Genomic DNA, 17,241 nt, shown 5'->3' with positions numbered 1-17,241 from the left:
GGGGCTCGAGGCAGCGAGCGCAGGTGTGCTATTCGCTCGCTGCCTCACACGCCACCGCAGTGGTCGGCGCATTCCAGCGCAGCTCGCAGAGCCGGGTGCGCGTCACGCCGTTGATTGGCGCCTGATGCAGCCCCCGAAGCTCCATCGTAAAGCCGCTCTGCTGCCCCAGGCGCAGCCGGTAGATGTTGCGGGTCTCCAGGCTCCCTAAAAAGGCGGTCACCTCGCAGAGGTTGAGCTCGCGCACCCCGGGGTAGAGTTCATCGCCGGTGCCCTGCCAGTCGATCTGCACGTCGTCGGTAACGCCCAGACGTATCACGCCGTAGTTCAGCTGATCGGCCAGATCCTGGCAGACCTCCTGAGCCTCCTCGTCGGCCAGCGACTCCCCAAAGAGTTGCGGGCCGCCTGAGAGGTCGGCGTCAACGCAGGTCGGGAGCTGCGGGCACTCCCCGGCCCAGGGATCACCGGAAGGACCGCGCACATCGAGGTCTTCCTCACCGCGGTCGAGCCCCTGCACTAGACTTCGCTGATTGCGAATCGAGAGGCGCGCCAGGTTTCCTCGCTGGTAGACCTCCCCGCGCCGCTCCTCAAAGGTGAAGTTGAGCAGCGCGCTGGTGCTGTGAATGTCCTGCAACGAGATCTCGGCCGGCTCACGCAGCTCCATGCGCAAAAATCCCTGCTCCTGCTCGATCACACAGCTCCCCGAGGTGATCTCCCCGCGCAGCGCGTTGCCCTGCCCGTCTAAGCGGCAGCCGAAGCGCCGGCCGTCCGGGCTCACGGAGAAGGTGCGTGAGAGCGTAAAGCGCACCTGATCTCCTTCGAGCTCCTCCCGATCATAGGTCCAGCATAGCAGCTCCGAGTCCCACTCTCGCCGCGAGCTCGCCGTGCCCATTGTCGAGGCGGTGGGCGCGTCGATGTCGAGCGTGTTGGCAAAACACACCTCACCAGACTGGTCGATCGCAAAGGGATCGTCCTGGGAATCGTCATCCGCCCCAGAACACGCCGCTCCCATGAGCGCCACCGCGAAGATCGCCAACGTCAACCACGCGCGATCGTGGATGTTCTTCCAGACTGAAACGATCATCGCCACACCTCAATCGCTCGCTCGCCAACCTCGACTCGCAACGCCGAGTTGGCGTCATCAAAGGGCTCAAAGCTCGGCGCTTCCTCGCCAAGAAGCTCCGGTTCCCCGGCCGGCAACATCTGTCGGTAATAACTCCCGGCGCGCTCAAAGTAGAGGTAAGGGGCGGCATCAAACCCGAGAAACACATCGCCCGGCTCCAGCACCGCAGCGAGCGAGACCTCCATCCCCACCTGATAAATCACATCGCCCGAAGCGCTGCCCTCTTCGACGCCCACGCGCACATAACCCGGCCCTGCGCTGACCTTTTCGGCATCAAAACGCGGGGTCTCCACATAGGTCTGAGCCTGCAGATCGAAGACCCTGGCGCTGGCGCTGTTCACACCGGCCAGCCGCTGCCCGTCACTCGAAAAAACAAGCGTTGGAAGCACGGCATGCTCTTCATCACTGAAGGTGCGCGGCTCACGCTCGGGGTAGAGCGCGTGCGCGTAACTCCCATCACCGAGCTCCAGCGGCACAAGATCCTGATTGCTGCCCTGAGGCACCTCAAAGAGTTCAAGCCCGTTGCGCACCAGCGCCACGCGATCGCCCCCCGAAGCGATCGCCGCGCCACGCAAGACTGCCGGGTTGGTGCTGCGCTTATCCAACTTTGCGCGTCGCGCGCACGCCGCCACGTTGTAGACGCTCAAGTCGAAGTCGCCCCGCCCGGGAGAGTCGAGCAGCCAGTTGGAGTCTGGCGAGAAGACCGGACGGACGCCGGTCCCGGTCCAGCTGTACACCGGGAGGTTGCAGGTCTGCCCGAGGCGCACGTCATGAATTCCGGCAAAATTCTGCGAGGCACATACCCCCGTCCACGCCACGCGAAAGCCATCCGGGGAGACACTCACCCGCGGGATCATCGACTCCCCATTGGTCGTCATGCCGTTGACAACAATCTCGTGAAGCTGGCCCTTTCGGGTATCGAGGGCCGCCACATAGCAGCCGATTCCGCCAAGCCCCGCCTGCGCGACGAGCCCCGGCCTACCGGCAGCGTCGAGCAGCGGCCCACCCACACTCTCAAAAGGCGTAAAGCTCTCGTAGCCAAAGCTCGAGAGCACCTTCGCGCTGGCGAGATCGACGTGATAGGCCAGCGAGCGCTGCGAATCGACGCGCATCACGCGCCCCTCCCCGTACAGGCTGAGCTGGCCCGGCTCGAGTTCATAGCTCTTCACCACCTGCAGGGTCGTATCCTCGAAGATCACGACCTCACCGGAGTCGCTGACCGCCTCGATCTGGCCGCGCGCCTCATCCCAGCGTACGTCGGTGGCGAAGCTTGCCGCACCAGGCAGCGGCAGGCGCAGCGCCGGCCGCTCCCCTTCCAGATCGCTCTGGGAGGTGCGCACTGTGATCGGCAGCTCCGCATAGTAGTCAGGATGCTCGCGAAACCTCACAACCATACGCCCCGGGGCAGGCTCGCCCTCTCTGGCGCAGACGCGCCACATTGCGTTGGCCTCCGGACTGCCCTCGTCCTGGCCGAACTCCCGCAGCGTCTCGATGCCAGTGGAGCCCTCCTCAATCACAAGCTCCACCGCATCGAGTGGGGTTGGCGGCGAGGTGCGCATCGTAAAGTCGACCACCCGGCAGGTCCCCGGGAAGAGCACCAGGCTGGAGGTTCCGAAATCAAAAGCATCAAAACGCGGCGGCCAGCTCTCGGCGGCGTCGGGATCGTCTCCAGGTCCGCAGCTCACCGCCACCATCGCGCATACGCCCAGCAGGGTAAGCCCCCGGGCTCCACGCATCGCTTCCATCATGGCAACTCCATACGTCGATACTGCAGCTCGTGGCGGTTCCACACATCGTGGTTGGGTCGACTTAAATGCTCGGCCTCCAGCATCACATGCACGGCGTTGTCGATAACGCGGAAGTTCGCGCCCCGCACCCACACGCCCTCCTGCACCCCGGGCAGGCGCAGACCCACGTCGCAGGCCATCGGCCCGCAGCCGTAGAGCCCGATCTCCCGCATGCAGCTTAGCGTCTCCACCGGCCCCACGCAGCGATCTCCGAGGCCGTCGCGCATCACCACCTCCTGGGCCTCACCCACCTCCCAGCTCTCGGCTGCCGCATCCCAGCGCGCCACCACAAGCTCTGCCGGCGCGTCGGTGGGCGACATCAAGAACACGACATCGCCGCCATTGAGCACCTCAAAGTTCGCGAGCCCGCTTCGCCAGCGCTGCGGGTCGGAGGGGGCAGCGCGCGGAACATCGTAGCGATCGCCAACCCCGGGAATATCTGCGGGAAGCTCCACGACAAGCTCCGCCTCGGCGGCGTCATGACCCAGAAAGAAAAGCGCGTCGACCCCGTCGTGGCGCTCCACCCAGTAAAAGCCCTCCTCGCGGCCATGGCACCCTAAAATCGCGCGGGTTTCATCAAGGCCATCGCGAACCGCCAGCGGAGCACTCGCCACAAGGGTGCCCTCCACCTCATCGGCTACAAGGCTAAGGCGCATCACCCCCGCCGGCGCTCCGGCCTCACCACACGTCGACGCAAACACGGCCTCTTCGCTGACCCAACCCACCGAGGTGTCCCGGTACGTCAGCGCGTCGAGCGCCGCCTGCGCATCTTCCGCAACCTCCACCCCGCGAAGATCCAGATCCACCGGCACATCAGCAAAAGGCCGCCCCACCGCCACCACCGGCGACGCCCCAAACCACCGCGCCCCCGCCACCCGAAAAAAGGTGTAGAACGCCCCGCCGCCCGCTCCCCCCACGGTGCGCTGCCAGGCTCCCGGCGTCTCCCCCGGCCCAAGCGTAACCACCTGCAGGCCATCGGCCTCACCCGACTTATTCATCACCCGCAGCACGCCATCATCCACGCTCAACCAGGGATTGCGCGTGGTATCGACGAGGCGATCAAAAAGATAACGCGCGCGCTCCGGGGTTCGCCCTTCGCGCAGCCCCTCCGGAAAGGCCGCCTGCTGCGCGGCCGGCTCCAGCGGCATCCTCGCCAGGCCGTAGCTATCAAAGACGGGCGGCCCGTCACTCTGCTGAAAATGCGAAAACATCGGCGCCACCAGATACCCATCGAAGATCGGCAGGCGCTCGGCGCGCCGCTGGATAAAACCACCGGCGGGCGAAAAATCGACAAGCGTGGCCGCGTCATAGGCCAGAAGTTCCACTGGAGCTTCCACCCGACCGTGGGTCATCTCGACGATGGCCACGTGCTCGCCGGGCTCCAGCCCTTCGGGCCAGGCGAAGCTCAGCTCAAACTCACCTGCCCGCACCACCTCGGCCTCAAGCCCGCCCACCTGCACCGAGAGGACCTGCGCGCTGCTCTCCACCCGGTTGATCACCAGCGAACAGTGCGTGTTCGGCCCCACCTGGCAGCTTCGCTCCAGCTTCGGGAGCACCTCGATGGTAGGTCCGGGCTCGGTGCCCACCTGCGCCTGGTAGATGCCCGGACGCAGGTAGGTAAACGCGACGCGATCATCATCGGCGCGCACAATCGTCGCCCCCTGGCCCACCACACCCACGCCCTCAAGCTGCTCCCCCTGCACATAAAGCAGCGTGCCGGGATAGACCTCCTCGGGTACCTCCCAACCCGCGACCTGCGCCGCCCCGAAGATCCCCAGCGAGTTGGAGCGCAGCCCATCCTCGCGCTCCACCCAGATGCGCCCGCCACTCAGCCCATCGGCACCCGGCGACACACAGACCTGCTGCGCGCTCCAGCTATCGGCCGCATAGGCCCGGTGATCGATCATCACCTGACCACCACTCCCCAGGTTCGCACCGCTCACACAGACCTGGGTCTGGCTCTCGCTCAGGCGAATGACGCCCTGAGCCCCCTGGGTCGGGTCCAGACAGGGCCCCAACGACGCGCACCCCACAAGTTCTGGCCGATACACCGGGGCGTTCTCATCGGCGGCGCGCTCCAACATCCACAGCCCGGGCAGCATCGCGGCGCCCAGAAAAGCCATAACGCCTGTTACGAGATTCGGTCGTCTCACCACACCCTCCGCTGCACCGGCAACTCACTCTCCACATCCACCGCGATGATGTCGTGATCCAGAATGAGCGCAAAGGTGCGCCCGTCGCGATGCACGATCTTCAGATCGACGGGCTCCAGGAGCCCCTCGACCACCACATCCCACTGATCCACGCCTCGCTCAGGCCGATGCACCAGAAGTTGGCGTCGCATCGGCTCAATCGCGTAGAGGCGCCCCTCCCGGTCGGTGGTCATGATGCGCTTACCCAGCCCGTGCAGGCTCCACCCCGGAGAATCCGGCAACACCGCACAGCCCGGCAGGCTCAGATCCTCCAGACACCGAAGATGGTCGGCGTTGCGAGCACCGAGCACATCGCTGACCTGCACATAAATATCCCCAAGCTCATCGCTGGACTGACGATGCGACCCTGCGTTGATCATAAAGCGGCCGCTCAAGAAGGTGTTGCCCCCAAAGCGCCAGGCCTGTGCATCGGGACCGCCCGATGGCGAGCGAATCTCCAGCGAGCCCGCATCCCGATTGGCGATCGTCACCCCCATCGTCGAGCTCGCTGAATCCATCCCCTTGCTGCTGGTCGGAAAACTTCGGTAGCCGGTCAAACCGTCACCGAGCACCGCGCCGTTGAGCGCATTGAAGCGCCGCAGCCCATCGCTGGAGTAGCCACCTCCGAAGGCATCATCGGCCTGGAAGAGCACCTCGACCTCGTTCTCCCGCACCCGGGTCAAACTCCCCAGGCTCTCCACCCCGTCGAACGCACCCGGGATCGCGCGGTTAATGCGCCCGGAGTGGGCGCTGCCCGTCATCACGCTCTGCTCATTCTGCGTGTACACCTTGAGCGCCTGCGTCAGCCCAAAGTTGCGCTCGGTGTTGAGGTGGCGATCGGTGCCCATCCTGACCGGCGAGTAGATCGCCACCTCACCGGGCTGCACGTCACGCAGCGCCTTCGGCTGCGGCATCGTCCCACGCTGCGGCTGCACCTCAGCGCCCAGCGTGCAACGCATCCGGTAGTCGAGCTGCTCGCCAACACTCTGCGGATCGATCGCCACCACCACATCGACCTCACCCTCCCGCACGCTCAACACCGCCACCACTCCGTCGAGCGGAAGCCCCCCGAAGTTCAACCAGGCAAGCTCCGCCTCCCCCGTCGCCTCATCGATACGCTCGTAGGGCATGTAGTTCTGTGGGCTGTCGAAATGCACCTGACCAAAGAAGTTCAGGCGCACCGCCCCGTCGCTCCAGGTCGTATAGGGCGCGGTGCCTCCGCTCCCGTTCGGGTTGGGGCCAAAACGCGCCAGATCCGCTCCCACCTCGGCCATCGCAGTGCGCGGACGATGCTCCTCCCAGCTCTGCCCCCCGTCGAGGCTCGCTGCGAAGCGCTCCCCATCGCTCACAAGCTGCGCATCACCGATGACATAGCGTCGATTCCCGAACCACTCCTGCCCCACGACATCAAAGACCCCAAACTCGGCGGTGAGCACCTCAAAGCTCTCGCCACCGTCGGCGCTCGCATACGCGTAATCGAGCTCAAAGCGATCGCTGATGGTAAGCCCCGGAAACGCACGCACACCGAACACGAACACGTGCGTCTCATCGACCGCCACGCCGACGCGCCCATACCTCAGCTCCGAGTTCAGCACCCGCAGCGTGCCCTGCTCATCATTGGCAACGTCCCACATCGGTCGCCAACTTCGCCCTGCGTCGTTGGAGTAGAGCGCCACATCCAGGTCCTGGAGCATCACCCCCAGCCCGCGGCCCGCCGCGTCAAACGCGACGTACGTGCTCGCGCCGATCATCGGCTCACAGCGCGCCCCATGCACCTCCCAGTCGGCCCCTGTCGCAGGAGTCTCCGACCCCTGCCCCGATCCGCACCCCAACACACAGGCGCACAGCGCCACCCCTACCACCCCTGCTCCGGCCCATCTTCGCATCATCTACGGCCCCACTGCTCGTGGCATCATGCCCGCCACCATCATCTCCGCTGCCCTCATGAACATAGTTGTAACAAAGCGCAACAAATCTAGCGAAGCGCTATCCCACAATCAACGGTCGCCACCACCACCGCTCCGTGCACCGATACGCGGCGCAGGGCCACGACTTCCACCCCGATTGGCCCCCCTCTCGCCTTTGTGTCAGTCGAATTACAGGCCAGCCCCCCCGCGCCCCCCTCCCTTGCGTTTGTCTCACCTTCTGGTAAGTGTTCCTGCCCAGCACCCCCGCGCCGCTCTCCCCGCGGCACACACGCCCCCTCTGGCCCCCGCGCCAAACCCCTCGGAGTTGCTGTCATGGCAAAGGAACAGACCATCCCCGTCGTCGACCTTCGCGATTACACCCACGGTGACGAAGCCGCCCGCCAGGCCTTCGTTAAAAAGATCGGTGACGCTCTCAAAGAGCTCGGATTCGTGGCTGTCGAAGGCCACGGCGTCGACACCGACCTCCTCTACGAAAATTACGACCTCTTCGAGCAGTTCTTCGCTCTTGAGGAAGACACCAAGCGCCGCTACGAGTCTCCCGAGACCGGCCGCCAGCGTGGCTACACCTCCTTTGGCGTCGAGCACGCCAAAAACAACGAGAAGGCCGACCTCAAAGAGTTCTGGCACCTGGGCCGCGACCTTCCCGCCGACCACCCCATGGCCGAGCGTATCCAGAAAAACGTCTGGCCCGAAGAGGTCCCCAAACTTCGCGAGAAGGCGCAGGAGCTCTACCAGGCCATGGAAAACTCCGCCGAGACGATGCTCAAGGCGATCTCCATCTACCTGGGTCAGGAAGAGAGCTTCCTCCCCAACATGATCAAGGATGGAAACTCCATCATCCGCGTCATTCACTACCCGGTCTGCGACGGTTTTGATGAGCCCGGCACCATGCGCGCCGCCGAGCACGAAGACATCAACCTGATTACGCTGCTTCCGGAAGCCACCCAGTCCGGCCTGGAGCTTCTGGAGCGCGACGGCACCTGGCGCCCCATCCACGCCATCAAAGGTCAGATGATCGTCGACTCCGGCGACATGCTCGCCCGCATCACCAACAACAAGCTCCCCTCGACCACCCACCGCGTGGTCAACCCCGAGGGTGACGCCACCAGCCGCTACTCCATGCCCTTCTTCGTGCACCCGCACCCCGACTACGTCCTGGAGGTGCTCGACACCTGCCTCGACGAGGGCGAAGAGCCGGCCAGCGAGCCCATCACCGCCGAAGAGTTCCTCTTTGAGCGCCTGCGTGAGATCGGCCTGAAGTAAGGCCGCCTCATCCCCTGCACCCGCAGGGGCGTCGCAAGAAAAGGCCGCGAGCTCGCTCGCGGCCTTTTCTTTTGCCCGCGACGCGCTGCCAGACAGCCAGACAGCCTCCGCACGCTCGCCACTCTTGACGCTGCCCCCTTTGTCCTCTTATCTGGCCCGCGCTACGATAGCCGTGCTTCGCCCCGGGCCAACACGCCCCCCCGGCGATTTAAAAAACCTCTCCCCCTACCGGGGCTCAACGCCTGCCCCTTTTTGGAGTGCCTCTATGCAACGTCTACTCATCCTCCTCTTCGCCCTGGCCGCGCTTCTCGTGGCGCCGGCCTGCGACGGGTGCGGCTCCAAGAAGGGAGCCATCCCCGCCTCGGCTCAGGATCGCATCACCCAGCTCTCCGAGCAGCTCCCCCTGAGCACCGACGCGCTCATCATCGCCCCCAAACTCGATGAGACCCGAGAAGCCCTCGACATCGTCATGCGCCGCACCGAAGCCTTCAACCCGGCGGCCCGCATGATCGAATCTCAGATTCAACGCGAGTGGGGCATCAAGCTCAACGACCCGGAGAGCTGGAAGCGCGCCGGCATCACCCCCGATGGCTCCCTGATGGTGGCCATGGTCGTCAACCGACCGGTGCTGGTCACGTACGTCGCCGACAAGCAGGCCTTTGAGAGCGTCTTCGTCGAGCGCCTGCGCAAGACCTTTGAGATCACCGAGCCGGTGCGCAACGAGAAGATGGGCGACACCTCGCTCAAGATCAGCGGCAAGTCCGGCGGGCTGGAGCTTGCCTGGTTCTACGAAGGCAACATCGCCTTTGTGGCCCTGCCGGCCTTCGACGCCATCGAAGCGCTCGAAGAGGGCACCGCCCTGGCCATCGCCACCCAGATTCAGACCACCAAGACTGAAGAGTCGCTCGGAAAGAGCGCGCCCTTTATCGCCTTCCGCGACAACCTGGCCAAAGACCTCCCCTTAAGCGTCTACGTCGATCCGGACCGCTACCTGGCCCGCGTCGAGCAGGCGCCTAACCCCAACCCCACCCCGGTCGATGAGCTCATCGAGCAGGTCGCGCTCTTCTCCAAAAACAACGCCGAAGGCGCGGGCGTGGGCTTAAAGGCCACGGACACCCGCATTCTGCTCAAAGCGTACGCCGGCGGCGATGACGAGCTCGTCAAAAAGGCCCGCGAAGCCTACTTAAGCGAGATGGAGGCCGACTGGGCCAACCTGCTCACCAAAAACACCATGCTCGGCATCCGCACCAGCTTCGATATGCCCAAAGCCTACCAGGCTTTCCTCGACGGGCTCCCCGAAGAGAACAGCCGCGCCATCCGTCGCAACCTCGTGGAGATGGGCCGCAACTACAACCTCAACCTCGAAGACGACGTCATCGCCGCGATGAGCGGCCACTCCCTCATCGCCTTCTACGGCATCGGCACCCGTCAGCTGATGGGCGCGCTCGGTCAGGGCGCCCCCATCCAGCAGGCGCTGAGCGTGATCTCGGCCAGCGGTCTGCTCGTCTCCGCCAACTTCAGCGAACAGCGCAAACTCGAAGCCCTCGTCGACGGCCTCGGCCAGTTCGCCACCGGCTACGCCGAGCTCCGCCCCCTCAACTACAAGGGCCAGCCCGTCGAAGACGCCCGCGTGCTCGTCCCGGCCAACCTCAACGCCCTGCCCGCCCGCCTCTTCCAGCGCGGCGACAACCTCACCATCGCTGCGGCCGGCATGGGTGAAGACGCCGTCTACGAATACCTCACCGGCAAGCGCGACGAGCCCGCCCTCAAAGACGTCGAAGGCCTGGATCTGGGCGCCCGCTTCGCCTCCGAGAAGAACCTCAACGGCCTCTACTTCAACTTCGAGCGCCTGCGCGAGAACTTCGGCTCGATGCCCATGATCGGAAACGTCATCAGCACCCTCGACCCCCTCCAGGAGCTGCTGATCGAGGTCGCCGTCGAAGACGAAGGCCTCTTCGCCACCGCCTCCCTCGACTTCGTCGCCCCCCTCCCCGAGCCGGGCACCCCCGCCGACGCCCCGACCGAGTAGTCATGAACCTCGTCGTACACAACCTCACTCGCCGGTTTCACGCCGGCGAGCGTGAGGTCACCGCCCTTGATGGCATTGAGTTGACGATCGAGGGCGGTGAGTTTGTAGCCATCGTCGGACGCTCCGGCAGCGGCAAGACCACCCTGCTCAACGCCATCGGCGGGCTGGACACCGACTACCAGGGCAGCGTCACCCTGGGCGGCCCCGACGCCCCCGCCCTGCACACCCTCTCGGAGCGCGAGCTCGCTGCGACCCGCCAGCGCCACCTGGGTTACGTCTTCCAGCAGTTCAACCTGCTCAACCACCTCAGCGCGGCCGAAAACGTCGCGCTTCCCTCCTTCTTCGGCGGCGGCCTCTCGGCCGCCGACGCCCACCAACGCGCCCTCGACCTTCTGGAGGGCGTCGGCCTCAAACACCTCTCCGACGCTCGCCCCCCTCAGCTCTCCGGCGGCCAGAAGCAGCGCGTGGCCATCGCCCGCGCCCTCTTCGCCAAGCCCGACATCCTGCTCTGCGACGAGCCCACCGGCAGCCTCGACCGCGACACCGGCCTGCAGATCCTCGAGATCTTCGAGCGCCTCAACGGCGAGCAGGGCATCACCGTAATTCTTGTGACCCACGAACATCATGTGGCCGCCCGGGCCCACCGCCGCGTGGTGCTCGATCAGGGCCGCATCGTCGAAGACGTCGCCCAGACCCCGCTCTCCCCCGAGGTCGCGTGAGCTCCTCTGCCCCCACCTCCTCCCGAAGTCGTCTGGTGGCCCTGGTCACCCAGAGCCTGCGCCGCAACCGCGCCCACTTCGCCCTCTCCGGGCTCGGTGTGGCCGTGGGCATCGCCACCCTCTTCTTCTTCACCGCCCTGGGCGAAGGGGTGCGCACCCAGATTTTGGAGCGCGTCTTCGTCATCGGCCAGCTCGAGGTCGTCGACCCGGCCGCCGATGGCCCCTCGCTCGGCGGCCTCTTCGGCTCCGGCGGCGGCCTCGACGACGGGCTTGTGCGCCGCGTCGCCGAGCTCGAAGAAGTCGAGGCCGTCTTCCCCAAACAAAAACTCACCTTCCCGGCCAGCGCCCGCGGTGGGGGCTCCCTGCTCGGTCGCGATCTCACCATCGAGTTTATCGCCGACGGCATCCCTCAAGACCTCGTCGACGATCCCATCACCGATCCCCTGGGCTTTGTCGACCACGCCAACCCGGCCTCCTGCAGCGCAAACGCTCCCTGCCCCACGGGGTTCCAATGCGCCGGCGACGTCTGTGAGCCTGCCGCCTGCACCCCCGGCGACAACGTAAGCGAAACCTGCGGGGCGCAGGCCTACTGCCACGCCCAACGACGCACCTGCGCCTGGCCCATCCCCGTCATCGCCCACCCCAACCTCATTGAGCTCTTCAACGGAAGTCTGCGCACCGCACTCAAAGGCAGCCAGGGCATCGGCGGCCAGCTCCCGCGCCTCACCGAAGAGATGCTGGTGGGCCTGGAATTTGACCTCGTCCTCGGCCAGAGCTTTCTCGGTCGCAACGAGCGCGCCGCTCGCCAGACCGAACGTGCGCGCCTTGTCGCCTTCTCCGAGCGCGCCATGCCCATGGGCGCGACCCTGCCCTTAAGCGTGGTGCAACGCCTCAACCGCCGCTACTCCGGCGACGAGAGCGCCGACACCTACCACTCCCTCCTCGTCGAGGCCCGCTCCAACGACCAGGTCGCCCCCCTCACTCGCCGACTCACCGAGGAGCTCGGCCTGCAACTCTCCGCACGTCATCAACAGGCCGAACGCATCGGCCTGCTCATCTCGCTGATCACGCTGCTCTTCAACCTCATCGCACTCATCATCCTGGGCATCTCCGCGCTCAACATCACCCACACCTTCTCGATGATGGTGCTGGAGCGCCGCGCCGAGATTGGCCTTATGCGGGCGCTGGGCGCCACGCGCCGGACCATCCACCTGCTCGTACTCGGGGAGGCCACCGTCGTGGCACTCCTCGCTGCGCTCGGAGGCCTGGCCCTGGGCTGGCTCGCGGCGATGGGCCTCGACCTTGCGTTTGGCTCGCTGGTAGGCGACTTTCCTTTTAAGCCAGACTCCCTCTTCAGCTGGCAGCCCTGGATGGCTGCCCTGGGCCTGGCCACCGCATTGCTCTTCTGCTGGCTTGGCGCACTTCTCCCGGCGCGCCGCGCCGGAGCCATCTCTCCGGCAGCCGCCCTTACCGCTCGCTGATCGACTTTCCTGCTCACGTCGAGGTCTTGCATGCGCACGCTCTCACTCCCTTTGAAAGTGGCCTTTCTGGCTCTGGCCCTCTCCGGCTGCGGCGACTGCGCAGACACCGGCGGCCTGACCGGCCCCGGCGACGATCGCGATGTCTTTGAGGGCGACACCTCACTCGACGCGACCCTCCCCGACACCGATCCCTCCTCCGACGGTGGCACCGACGCCGACACCCCCGACGCCGCGCCCCAATGCCCCGCCCTCCAGATCTGCAACGAGGACTGCTGCGCCCCCGATCAGCTCTGCCTGGCCGGCGGCTGCGTCACCCCGGGCGACGCCTGCGAAAACACCCTGGACTGCCCCGAGGGCAACTTCTGCGAGCCCACCCTGGAGCGCTGCCTCCCCGACCTGGGCGACGCCTGCATCTACCAGCCCGAAGGCGACGTCTTTGACCCGGTGGTCGACGTGGCCTGGCAGGCCGACGAAAACACCCCGGTCCCCACGCACAAACAGATCATGATGACCCCGGCTGTCGTCGACATCACCGGCGACAACATCCCCGAGATCATCTTCTCCACCTTCGCCGGCAGCCAGTACACCTCCGACGGCATCCTGCGCGCGGTCAACGGGCGCACCTACGAGCCCGTCTTCGATCTCACCGACCCTTCGGTGCGCGTCTCCGGCGCCGCCTCGGTCGCCGTCGGTGATATCGATCGCGACGGTCGCAACGAGATGGTCGCCGTCCTCAGCGGCGGCAGCGGGCTGATTGCCTTCGACGACCACACCACAGGGTTTACCGAGATGTGGCGCACCGGAAGCTTCTCCATGAGCTGGGACAGCGCTTACCTCGTCGACCTCGACCACGACGGCCGCATTGAGGTCGTCGGCGCCAACCGCGTCTTCGACGGCATCACCGGCGCGCAGCTCTGCGTCAACACCGAGGTTGGCGGCGCGCCCAAAAACACCCTGGTCGCAGACCTCGACGGCACCGGCAACCTGGAGGTCGTCGCCGCCGGCGGCGCCTTCAGCTTCAACCGCACCTCCGATACCACCGCCGAATGCCCTACCTTCTGGACCTACGACGACGGCGTCGGCGGCTTCCCCGCGGTGGCTGACTTCGGCCAGATGGTCGGCGGCACCTTCGACTACGGCAACTTCGACGGCCTCCCCGAGGTCGCCGTCGTCACCGGAAACGTCGGCGACTCCGTCAAACTCCACGACGGCCTCACCGGCCAGCGCATCTGGCTTGCTCCCATGCCCACCGAAGGCCACCCCCATTACTCCACCGCAGAATGCACCACCAGCGGCTCCGGCCCCCCCACCATCGCCGACTTTAACGGCGATGGCCTACCCAACATCTCCACCGCCGGCCCGTGCTTCTATGTCGTCTTCAACGAGCGCGGGGAGCTGATGTGGAAGCTCCCCTCCCAGGACTTCTCCAGCAAAGTGACCGGCTCCTCGGTCTTCGACTTCCAGGGCGACGGCAAAGCCGAGGTGGTCTACGGCGACGAATGCTTCCTTCGCGTCTACGACGGCGAAGGCAACCCCGACGGCTCCACCGACATCTTCTTCCAGATCGCCAACACCAGCGGCACCACCCGCGAGCTCCCGGTCATCGTCGACGTCGACGCCGACTACCACGCCGAGATCGTCGTCATCTCCAACGACTACTCCGGCGTCGGCACCCGCTGCGCACAGTACTGGCCGCGTTTTGAAGAGCTCGGCGGCGCCTCCAACGGCGTCCGCGTCATCCGCGACATTGAGAACCGCTGGGTCGCCACTCGCCCCGTCTGGAACCAGCACGCCTACAGCGTCACCAACGTCTGCGACGGCATCGACGACGCGCTCTGCCCGGGCACCGTCAACCGCCCCGGCGCCATTCCCTCCGGCCGCATCGACAACTGGCGCCGTGACTACCTCAACAACTACCGCCAGAACGTCCAGGGCGAAGGCCTCTTCAACGCCCCCGACCTGGTCGTCAGCCAGGGCGGCGGCGTCTGCAAAGAAGACCACGTCACCCTGACCTTCATCGCCTCCAACCAGGGAAGCCGCGGTGTCATCGAAGGCCTCCCCGTCGCCCTCTACCTGGTCGAAGGCGACCAGGAGACGCTCATCGACGTCGTCCTCTCCGACGACCTGATGGCCCCGGGCTCCCGCCTTGAGTTCACCTACGACTGGTACGACGCCCCCATCTCCGCCGGCGACGGCCAGCACATGGAGGTCATCGCCCGCATCAACGATGACGGCACCGGCCAGCGCAGCTTCCGCGAGTGCAACGAAGAGAACAACGAGCTGCGCGCGACCGTCGGCTGCAAATGCACCTCCAGCGACCAATGCCCTGAGAACTACTACTGCCTCAACAACGGCGTATGCGCGCCCGTCCCGGGCTGACCCAACGAAGGGGTAACTGTTGCCCGACACCGGCCCCTTTAAGGGGCCGGTATTTTTTTGTCCGCAACGAGGTTCAAAATGACATCGACACCTTCCCTTCGCCCTCTCCACCCGAGCGATGCCCCGGAGCTCGACCGCCTCCAACGCCTGGCCTACGGCGACGGACTCCAGGAACCCACCGCCGCGCTGCTCTCAAAGATTACGCTGGCCCCGGAGTTCTGTTTCGGCGCCCCGGCCGACGCCCCCGGTCGCCTCGCGGCCTACCTGCTGGCGCACCCCTGGCCCTCACAAGAGAGCCCCGGTCTCGCTCGCGTTCTCACCGCGCTGCCGGAGCGCGCCGACGCCCTTCACCTGCACGACGTGGCGGTAGACCCCGCCCACAGTGGCCGTGGCATCGCCTCCGCGCTTATCAGCGCGCTGGTAGACGCGGCCATCGCCCATGGCTTTGACCTTATCACCTTGGTCGCCGTGCAAGACGCCGCGCCCTTCTGGGAAAAACAGGGGTTCTGCCCGATCCGCCCCGCGGTAGGCTACGATGAGGGAGCCCTCTTCATGGAGCGCCGCGTAGGAAAGGGTGCGGTGAGCTGATCGCCTGATAATGTAGCGCTCGGGGAGAGCGTTGGCGGCGAGCTCGGTGCGGGCGTCGTTGGAGCCAGGTAGCGTGCGGCCCGGGGCCACGCGCATGGTGAAAGACCTGGCTGACGTGGCGAAGGGCCAGCACGGCCTCCCCTCCGACAGATGCCGCTTTCCACATAATGACAGCAAACATAACATTCCAAACATCATTTCTTGCCAGCAAGAAATGATGTTTGGCTCGACTAAGTGCATTTCTCGCTGGCGAGAAGCGCTACTCGGACCCCCGACCTCCGCTTCTCGCTGGCGAGATCCGCTACTCGGATGCCCGACCTCGGCTTCTCGCTACCGAGATCCGCTACTCAGACGCCCGACCTTGGCTTCTCGCTACCAAGATCCGCTACTCGGATACCCGACCTCCGCTTCTCGCTACCAAGATCCGCTACTCGGGCGCCCGACCTGCCGTTCTCGCTACCAAGATCCGCTACTCCACGCGTTGACCTGCCGTTCTCGCTACCAAGATCCGCTACTCCACGCGTTGACCTGCCGTTCTCGCTACCAGGATCCGCTACTCCACGCGCCGACCTGCCGTTCTCGCTACCGAGATCCGCTACTCCACGCGCCGACCTGCCGTTCTCGCTACCGAGATCCGCTACTCCACGCGCCGACCTGCCGTTCTCGCTACCGAGATCCGCTACTCCACGCGCCGACCTGCCGTTCTCGCTACCAAGATCCGCTACTCCACGCGCCGACCTGCCGTTCTCGCTACCGAGATCCGCTACTCCACGCGCCGACCTGCCGTTCTCGCTACCAAGATCCGCTACTCCACGCGCCGACCTTCACGCCCCGCCCCCGAAGACCACATCGTAACATCGAGCTCCGGCCGCTCCACTCGCCATAAGAGCACGTTGGCCACCACCAACACCCCCATCCCCACAAGCCCGTTGAGCCCCGTCACCAGCGGAATCGTGCGATCGAGATAGAGAAACGAAAACGCAAAGGTCGCATTCAGCGTCCCGTGCATCACCGCCGCCATCAGCACCGACCCCGCCTTGACCGTCACCCAGCTAAAGAGCGGAGAGAGCAGCACGCACCACAGCGTCATCATCCCCACCCCGAGCACCGGATGCTCCGGGTAATTATGCCCCTGCAAAATCAAAGGCGCATGCCACACGCCCCACACCGCCCCGATCACCAGCGCGCTCTTCCAGAACCCCATCGGCGCCAGCTCCCGCAGCATCAACCCGCGCCATCCCGCCTCCTCCCCAAACGCAAACACCGCGTTGATCGTCGCCCCGGCCACCAATCCCTGCGCCAGCTGAATCAGCAAAAAGAGCAGCGGCGGAAAACGCTCCAGCGCCTGCTCGGCCTTCGCCACCTCATCCGGCGGCAACACGCGCCCCAGCGTCTCCAGCATGCCCCCCAGCCCCGCATCAAACCCCACCCCGGGGATCAAAAGCGCCGCAAAAAGCGCCGCAAAAGCCAGCACCACCGGCAACCCCCAGCCCACAAGCCACCACCGATTAATCTTGAGCCGAATCGCCAGACTCTCCCGTACTCGCCGACCCGCACGGCGGTCCACCACCATCGCCACGATCGCCGGGATCAGCATATAAGGCAGGGCGATGAGAAGCCCCATCGCCCCGCCAAACTCCACCCCTCCCAGATAGAACGCGCCGGCCCATCCCCAGCAAGCGATAAAGGTCCACACCAGATAGCGCCTCAACGCCCCCCCTTCACCCGAAACCGCAGCGCGCTCTTCTCCCACAG

11 protein-coding genes are annotated in these 17,241 nt (G+C 65.6%); 6 read left to right on the top strand and 5 right to left on the bottom strand.

Annotated features, from left to right (window positions below):
• Window positions 1-28: 28 nt before the first annotated feature.
• Genes FRC98_RS00960 through FRC98_RS00945 form a run of 4 tightly spaced genes read right to left on the bottom strand, consistent with a single transcriptional unit; the run spans window position 29 to window position 6,988 of the window.
• Complete coding sequence (locus FRC98_RS00960) at window positions 29-1,081, bottom strand: hypothetical protein (protein WP_146979439.1); 1,053 nt, start codon at window positions 1,079-1,081, stop codon at window positions 29-31.
• Window positions 1,078-2,868 (bottom strand): WD40 repeat domain-containing protein, encoded by a 1,791-nt coding sequence (locus tag FRC98_RS00955; RefSeq protein ID WP_146979438.1) that lies wholly within the window; start codon window positions 2,866-2,868, stop codon window positions 1,078-1,080. Before FRC98_RS00955 ends, FRC98_RS00960 begins: the two co-directional genes overlap by 4 nt.
• On the bottom strand, window positions 2,865-5,060 hold the full coding sequence (locus FRC98_RS00950) for a hypothetical protein (RefSeq protein WP_146979437.1): 2,196 nt from the start codon (window positions 5,058-5,060) through the stop codon (window positions 2,865-2,867). Before FRC98_RS00950 ends, FRC98_RS00955 begins: the two co-directional genes overlap by 4 nt.
• Window positions 5,057-6,988 carry a hypothetical protein gene (locus tag FRC98_RS00945; RefSeq protein ID WP_146979436.1) on the bottom strand — a complete coding sequence of 644 codons (1,932 nt, stop codon included), beginning with the start codon at window positions 6,986-6,988 and terminating at the stop codon, window positions 5,057-5,059. The genes FRC98_RS00950 and FRC98_RS00945 overlap by 4 nt, the downstream gene beginning before the upstream one ends.
• Window positions 6,989-7,339: 351 nt before the next feature.
• Here FRC98_RS00945 and FRC98_RS00940 point away from each other — a divergent pair, with 351 nt between their 5' ends.
• From FRC98_RS00940 to FRC98_RS00915, 6 genes are all read left to right on the top strand, one after another.
• Window positions 7,340-8,290 (top strand): isopenicillin N synthase family dioxygenase, encoded by a 951-nt coding sequence (locus tag FRC98_RS00940; protein WP_146979435.1) that lies wholly within the window; start codon window positions 7,340-7,342, stop codon window positions 8,288-8,290.
• A 265-nt stretch (window positions 8,291-8,555) separates the two neighbouring features.
• Complete coding sequence (locus tag FRC98_RS00935; RefSeq protein ID WP_146979434.1) at window positions 8,556-10,319, top strand: hypothetical protein; 1,764 nt, start codon at window positions 8,556-8,558, stop codon at window positions 10,317-10,319.
• A 2-nt stretch (window positions 10,320-10,321) separates the two neighbouring features.
• Window positions 10,322-11,038 (top strand): ABC transporter ATP-binding protein, encoded by a 717-nt coding sequence (locus FRC98_RS00930; RefSeq protein WP_146979433.1) that lies wholly within the window; start codon window positions 10,322-10,324, stop codon window positions 11,036-11,038.
• Window positions 11,035-12,519, top strand: coding sequence for an ABC transporter permease (locus FRC98_RS00925; RefSeq protein ID WP_146979432.1), 1,485 nt, complete (start codon window positions 11,035-11,037; stop codon window positions 12,517-12,519). Before FRC98_RS00930 ends, FRC98_RS00925 begins: the two co-directional genes overlap by 4 nt.
• 30 nt (window positions 12,520-12,549) lie before the next feature.
• On the top strand, window positions 12,550-14,898 hold the full coding sequence (locus FRC98_RS21195; protein ID WP_230467146.1) for an FG-GAP repeat domain-containing protein: 2,349 nt from the start codon (window positions 12,550-12,552) through the stop codon (window positions 14,896-14,898).
• 78 nt (window positions 14,899-14,976) lie between these two features.
• Window positions 14,977-15,486 carry a GNAT family N-acetyltransferase gene (locus FRC98_RS00915; protein WP_146979431.1) on the top strand — a complete coding sequence of 170 codons (510 nt, stop codon included), beginning with the start codon at window positions 14,977-14,979 and terminating at the stop codon, window positions 15,484-15,486.
• Between the two features lie 805 nt (window positions 15,487-16,291).
• Here the strand turns inward: FRC98_RS00915 and FRC98_RS00910 are convergent.
• Window positions 16,292-17,239, bottom strand: a complete 948-nt coding sequence (locus FRC98_RS00910; RefSeq protein ID WP_146979430.1) for a CPBP family intramembrane glutamic endopeptidase — start codon at window positions 17,237-17,239, stop codon at window positions 16,292-16,294.
• Window positions 17,240-17,241 lie beyond the last annotated feature (2 nt).

Source organism: Lujinxingia vulgaris, from assembly GCF_007997015.1.
GTDB classification, from domain to species: domain Bacteria; phylum Myxococcota_A; class Bradymonadia; order Bradymonadales; family Bradymonadaceae; genus Lujinxingia; species Lujinxingia vulgaris.
Note: the sequence above shows the minus strand (reverse complement) of the source record. Positions and strands in the feature narration are given on the sequence as shown.